This window comes from Cupriavidus sp. 291-E7, from assembly GCF_057798835.1.
In genome coordinates this window covers 108041-114754 of record NZ_JBYOJV010000021.1, presented here as the reverse complement: position 1 = coordinate 114754, position 6714 = coordinate 108041, and the positions used below count along the sequence as shown (strand labels likewise).

Below are 6714 nucleotides of genomic sequence, written 5' to 3'. Positions count from 1 at the left end.
GTTTCTCTGCTGCGGGCCCCGATGAAATCCGCTGACTTGCGCCTTATTGCCTCAACGAGCTTTGAGCTCTGCAAACTACTCAGGTTCAGCAAGTCACGGTCCTACCTGGTCTGTCATCACACGCAAAATGCCTGCGCAACCTTGGATGATCTATCCTGTGTGAGAGTTGATCTTCTCCAACTCTGTATCTGGGTCATACCGGCTTGGCGCCGATGTAACCTTTGTCGTACTGGCGCTCATGCGCCAGTACCGCCCACATCGTGCGGGCCATCTTGTTGGCCAGCGCCACAATCACCACGTTCGGTGGCCGGCGCTTGCGAATCTGTTCAACCCACGACCCAGAATCTTTCGCGTGCGCAAGCACGCTACGCGCACCATGAATCAGCAGCGTGCGCAAATACGTGTCGCCCCGCTTGCTGATGCCTAGCAGGTTCACCTTGCCACCCGAGCCCGACTGCTTCGGTACCAAACCGATAAACGCTGCAAACTCTCGACCTGATCGGAATACCTTGGCGTCTCCCATTGTGGCGACTGCTGCCGTGGCGGTTAACAGCCCAACGCCGGGAATCTCCGCGATGGCCTGGCATGCCTTGTCTTGCCTCATCCACACCTTGAGCCGTTGCTCGATCTTGCCAATCTGTTCATCCAGTTTCGTTAGCTCGCTGTACCGTTCGCGCAGGGTGTCAATCAGCATGGCTGGCAATCGATCGGCAAGCTTTTTCAACGCACCAGGCATCCCATTGTCCAAAGCCGCACGGCTCTTGCCCATAACCTCGCCGTACTCGGTCAGCAATCCACGCAGCGCGTTAATCTGCATAGTGCGAATCTTGACCAACTGCTGCCGTACGCGATGCATGGCCAGCACCGCCTGCTGGTCCTCGGACTTGACCGCGACGGCCTTGCTAGGTTGCTGCACCGCCAGCCAGATTGCTTTGGCATCCGCCGCATCGCTCTTGTTGCCGATGTTGAATGCCTTGACCAAGCGCGCAGGCATCAGCTTGACTTGGTGTCCTAGCTTCATCAACTCGCGCGCCCAGTGCTGCGCGCCGCCACACGCTTCCATGCCAATCAGGCACGGCGTGCGATTGGCAAAGTACTCCAGAAATCCGATGCGCTTGATCGCCTTGTTCACGATCTCCCCCGTTTCGATGTCCACGTGGTGTACCTGAAACACCGACTTTGCTATGTCAACTCCAACTGGCGTAAGCTGCATGATGGATACTCCGGTTTGCCTGTGAAGACCTCCATGATCTTCCATCTTGTGCACTCCGATGCCGTCGGCCCGTGAGGAGGAACCACCTGCATCCAGGCTTACCCTAGCGGACCCAGGGTTGGGAGACGTTCATTTCATTGCCTCAGCTTCGGCGCGGGATATAGCCGAGGGTTCCATCAGTCGGTGGCGATTGAACCAGGCACCCATTCTAACGTGGCCAGCTCAACGGATTCACGCGTCTTCCAGGCAGTACGACAATGGATCAACTCAGCCTTGTACGAGCCGTTGATCGTTTCAGCCAATGCGTTGTCGTAGCTGTCGCCCCGGCTACCAACCGACGGTTCGATGGCCGCCTCGGCCAAGCGCTCGCTATAGCGCATGCTGATGTACTGCGAACCCCTGTCCGAGTGGTGGATGAGCGATCCATCATTGCCGGGCTGGCGAGCGTAAAGCGCTTGTTCAAGTGCATCAGAACGAAGTCCGTAGTCATCGACGAACTGACCCGCCAGCCGACGATGCGCCCCGCGAACACGTCGATCACAAACGCCACATACAGCCAGCCCTGCCACGTCGAGACGTAGGTGAAATCCGAAACCCAGAGCTGGTTCGGCCGCTCGGCTCTGAACTGACGATTGACCACGTCCGGTGGGGCGCGCTGCTCTCGCATCTGGAGTCGTCGTGCGAACCCGCTTGCGCCGAATCACGCCGCGCAGACTCTGCTGCTTCATCAGCCTCTCGACCGTACAGCGTGCCACCGCAATGCCTTCGCGGTTCATCTGCTTCCAAACCTTGTCGGGCCCGTAGACCTGCATGTTGGCCTGCCAGACTCGCTTGACCTCTGGCCGAAGCCATTCATCGCGCTTGGTTCGCGCAGAGCGCCGGGACGGATCGCGAAGCTGCGCAGCATGGTACCGATAGTCCGACGGGGCAATCTGCAAGACCTTGCAGATCGGCTCGACCCCAAAGGCGTCGCGATGCTGATCGACAAAGGCCTTCAGGACTTCAAACGGCGGTCGAGCTCCGCCTGGGCAACAAATGCGCTCGCCAGCTTCAAGATTTGGTTGGCGCGCGAAACTCCTTTAAATCGCGCGGCCCGATGGGCTTCGCTGGAAATAGGCGTTCGAAGTTGGCAACGCCACCAGCTCGAATACTTGTCACAAGCCCCTCTTTGTGCTCGCGCGACAGCAGCCATTGAACCGGTACGTCAACGAAGTCGGGATTCAGGAACCTATGCCCCGGAATAACCTAGCTGCTCTCAATTGAGGATCTCTTTTACTGGGCACCGGCAAATTGACCGCTTCGCGATCGGGCCTCCAGGCGGGACAGACTTCGTCACGCACCTTTGTGGTTTAGGCGGCAGAGATCGGCTAAGCACTTTTACTGCAATAAAGCGGCCTAGGCCGTTTGATGCTAAGTGGTCCTTTTCGGTGTTGGTTAAGTCGAGAAAAATCGAGGCTCTTCTCCGATCCGAGGAGTCGGGGAGGTTCCCGGCGCGCCCATATCGCCTTGTGCGATGTCTGTGATTGACGACCCAACAAGGCTTCCTTGGAACGCCAAAAATTGTGCTCACACGACCCAACTGAGCTCTAGTAGGGGCGGGAGGGAAGTAACTTGTCTATTTGGAACATCTGAACTTCATAACGACAGCAAAGCGCATGTCGCGTCGACCAGGGATGTTGAACCGGCTTGGAAAGGATTTCGCAACTGGCCCACTTTCCTGGTCCAATCTGTAGAACAGTGCAGTTTTTGTTTGCTGGAGAAGGAAACCACCCATGACCGCCGTGACGCAACTGACAGATCTGTCCGCCTCCCAACTCGCCGAAGCATTGCGGCGACGCGAGTTTTCCTGTCGCGATTTGATGCAGGCAACGCTAACCCGGATCCATGCGCTCAACCCCGTCTTCAATGCGATTGTGAATTTGGCACCGGACGAGTCATTGCTGGCCCAAGCCGACATGGCGGACGCTGACCTGGCCCGCGGCCGGGACCGCGGTTGGCTACACGGGATCCCCATCGCCATCAAGGATTTCGCAGATGCTGTGGGCTTTCCCACGACGAAAGGCTGTGAATTGCTGGCGGCCAACATGCCCCGTACAGATTCAGTCATGACCGCGCGATTGAAAGACGCTGGTTGCATCGTAATCGGGAAGACTGCCACGCCCGAGTTGGGTCTGGGTTCGCATACGTTCAGTTCTCTGTGGGGTGTGACGAGGAACGCATGGGATACCGAAGTCAGTGCGGGCGGAAGCAGCGGAGGCGCTGCTGTATCCTTAGCGCAGCGCATGCTCCCTTTAGCAGATGGCTCCGATGGAATGGGATCATTGCGGAACCCCGCCGGCTGGAATCACGTCTTCGGCATGCGACCGTCTCAGGGTCGTATTCCGCAAGCCGGAACTTCCGATGTTTGGATTGACCTGCTTTCTAACGAGGGGCCGATGGGTCGCAGTATTCGCGACGTTGGTCGCCTGCTCGCCACTCAGAGTGGCTTCGATGCTCGGTCACCCCTGTCAATGCAGATGCCTCTTGGCTGGAATGAGGCCGAGCCGACAGATCCGGACCTGCTGAAGGGCATGCGCATTGGATGGCTCGGAGATATTGGCGGCCATCTGGCCATGGAGCCCGGCGTGCTAGACACGTGCCGCGACGCGTTGCGGCATTTTGAATCCGCAGGAGCAGTGGTAGAGGAGGTCCCGCTGGGCTTTGATCCCGCCCTTCTCTGGGAATGCTGGCTCACTTGGCGACGTGCTGTTGCAGGGCCGCGGGTCGGCGCATTACTGCAACTTCCAGGTGCAAGAGAGAAGATCAAGCCTGAGGCGCAGTGGGAGTACGAATGCTCCCAGGGCATGAGCTTTAACGACTTCCGCGAAGCTACGCAAGTGCGGACGCGCTACTACCAACACATGCACAGCCTGTTTCAGCGCTGGGACCTGCTGGTGCTGCCCTCCGCACAGTGTTGGCCATTCCTTGCCGAAGAGCGTTGGCCAAAGCATATTTCTGGCCGCGCGATGGACACCTACCACCGATGGATGGAAGTGTCTATCTACTCGTCATTGGGAGGATTGCCTTCCCTCGTGGTTCCCGCAGGCTTCCATTCAAATGGGCGTTGGCCAATGGGGATTCAACTGATGGGTCGCTATGGCGGCGATGGCGATGTGCTGCGCGCTGGGGCTGCATATGAAGTGCTGCGGAGCGAATTCATCGCCCAGCGCCCTTCGTCGCCAACTGGCGTCTAATACCAGCACGCCCTGTTTGATCGGCGCCCAGTGGCGGCAACCCTAACCGAGCCGGCGTTGTGCTCACCGGCGCCCTGAGGGCCGATCCGAAGATGCGCGAGTATTACAGCGCTTACGTCCATCCACTTAAACGACGAGCACGAGATGCTCCATTGATAGTATGGAAAGAGATCTGGAAGTGGTATTCGTTGGTGGCGGAGGCATGGCTACGGCATTGATCGGCGGCCTCCTGAGAGGCGGCATGTCGCCAGAGGAAATTCACGTCGTGGACCCGTCCGCGGTGGCACGCAAGCAACTAGCCGACAACTTCGATGTTAGCGTGGCAGAGGGTCCCTGCGACCGACTCGTGCGATGTCGTATGGTTGTGTGGGCTGTTAAACCTCAACATTTTGCGGAGGCAGCGGGTCAAGTTGCGCCTTTCACCGGATCTGCTCTTCACGTTAGTGTAGCGGCAGGAGTCGCCGTTGCCACGTTGCGGCGCTGCTTGAGCGCGAAGCGAGTGGTGCGCGCCATGCCAAATACACCGGCGTTGATTGGCATGGGCATCACCGGCTTGTTCGCCCCCGAAGAAGTCAACGACAATGACCGATCACGGGTGGAGATGTTGGTAGCTGCCACTGGTAGATTCCTCTGGATGAATGAAGAACGGTTGATCGATGCGGTGACAGCCGTATCAGGTTCCGGCCCTGCCTATATCTTCTACGTAATGGAGAGCATGGTGCAGGCGAGCAAAGAGATGGGCTTGTCGGACGATCAAGCCACGGAGTTGGTGGGAGCCACCGTAGCCGGGGCGGCCGCGCTGGCGGCCCAGGCCGGCGAGCCGCTCGAAGCTCTGCGCGCACGTGTAACCTCCAAGGGCGGCACGACCGCTGCGGCCATCGAGTTGCTTCGATCTGCAGGGCTGCAGCAGACTTTCATTGATGCAATGTGGGCAGCAAATCGGCGTGCGGCTGAAATGAGCGCAGAGCATCGGGAGTCTTGAAGCACGGCCCGTGCTAGCTGATTCGAACTCTTACGCCCGAGCCTCGACCCCTCTTCGTTGCTACGCTCATCGGCAGCGCGGCAAAGGGGCCGCTCCAGAATCTCTGTGAGCAGGCCCCTGCCTATGGTGGCTAGCCTCCCAGTTCGGCCTGCGCCCCTGGCATAGCCAACAGCCGCTTCGATTCATAACCGGCCTGTCAACAATCTCCAAAGTGGCTTACTCACTTGAGTCTCCTCATGAGAGCCTCGCCTAGAGAAAGCCTGACAGCATATGAAAAAGTCTCTCGTCTGAGTCTGCGCAAAGCGCCCTCCGGATGCCCAGGCAGATATTCTCTTGAATTAACTATTCTTATTATGAAAATCGCTTTGTGCGTCTATGATCTTGAAGCACCTTGCAAATCATATCTAGATTGGCTCGCCATTGTCGATGGATATGCAAAATCGTCCTCTAGTGCTAATACAGACCTTCTCGTCCTTCCGGAGCTCGTTGGCCTGCACTGGGCACACTATCTTTCGTCGGATCGTTCAAAACCTCCATCGGAAGTTATTCGAGCGATAGCTACCGATTCAACATCGCTAGTTTACGACCTCACAGAAATCTCACGTCGGAACAGAATTTCTATACTTGCGGGCAGTTTCCCCCGTATGCTCAACCATCAAGTCGTCAATCAGGCCATTCTCGTTGGCGAAAAAGGGGTGATCGCCACCCACGAAAAACTGTGCCTAACGCCGGTTGAGAAGCAGGATTTTTTGATTCACCCAGGAGAGCGCCTGTCCGTGTTCGAAATCCAGGGATGGCGATGCGTTATCTTGACGTGCCTGGATATCGAACAGCCTTGGTTGTCTTGCCAGCTCAGCCAACTCGATATCGATCTAGTGTTGGTGCCAAGTATGACTATGACGTCTGATGGGTATCATCGTGTGTTCAGCTGCGCAAAAAGCCGTGCCGTAGAACTTCAGGCTGCCGTGTGCGTCGTGGGCGCTGTCGGCAACACACCTTACACACCCTTTCATCCTTCGAACTATTCTGGCGCGGCAGTCTTCGTGCCGTGCGAAGAGCCGTTGGGTAGTGACGGAACCCTCCTTAACGTGGCTCCCAGAGCGACTGCTACGGGCACAGCGGATGCCTTCCTTCATATTTCAGCTATCCCACTAGCAGAAATTCGCAGGATGCGTAACGGAGGGGCCCGCGTATGGCCGGGCGCCTGGCGCCCAAGCTCGAAATTTCGAGTCGAGCTTCCCTAAGCCCGTGCGCCCCCCCCCCCGAACTCATCGGTTAGCAGAGCT

4 protein-coding genes, 1 pseudogene and 1 other annotated feature are annotated in these 6714 nt (G+C 57.7%); of the genes and pseudogenes, 3 read left to right on the top strand and 2 right to left on the bottom strand.

Annotated elements, in window-relative coordinates:
• Positions 1-193: 193 nt before the first annotated feature.
• Together AC3FLX_RS28035 and AC3FLX_RS28030 are read right to left on the bottom strand one after the other, a co-directional pair.
• The gene (locus AC3FLX_RS28035) at positions 194-1213 is read right to left on the bottom strand and encodes an IS110 family RNA-guided transposase (protein ID WP_488700581.1); all 1020 of its coding nucleotides are present in this window, start codon (positions 1211-1213) and stop codon (positions 194-196) included.
• A gap of 129 nt (positions 1214-1342) precedes the next feature.
• Positions 1343-2282, bottom strand: a pseudogene (locus AC3FLX_RS28030) (IS3 family transposase); the annotation flags it as partial.
• Positions 2137-2253: a sequence feature (AL1L pseudoknot), on the bottom strand. (Overlaps the previous pseudogene by 117 nt.)
• A 703-nt stretch (positions 2283-2985) precedes the next feature.
• Between AC3FLX_RS28030 and AC3FLX_RS28025 the strand changes: the two are divergent.
• The 3 genes from AC3FLX_RS28025 (at position 2986) to AC3FLX_RS28015 (ending at position 6672) form a co-directional block, all read left to right on the top strand.
• On the top strand, positions 2986-4446 hold the full coding sequence (locus AC3FLX_RS28025; RefSeq protein ID WP_488700580.1) for an amidase: 1461 nt from the start codon (positions 2986-2988) through the stop codon (positions 4444-4446).
• Positions 4447-4606: 160 nt separating this feature from the next.
• Positions 4607-5428, top strand: coding sequence for a pyrroline-5-carboxylate reductase (gene proC / locus AC3FLX_RS28020; protein ID WP_488700579.1), 822 nt, complete (start codon positions 4607-4609; stop codon positions 5426-5428).
• 236 nt (positions 5429-5664) lie between these two features.
• The gene (locus AC3FLX_RS28015; RefSeq protein ID WP_488700578.1) at positions 5665-6672 is read left to right on the top strand and encodes a nitrilase-related carbon-nitrogen hydrolase; all 1008 of its coding nucleotides are present in this window, start codon (positions 5665-5667) and stop codon (positions 6670-6672) included.
• The last annotated feature ends 42 nt before the right edge of the window (positions 6673-6714 follow it).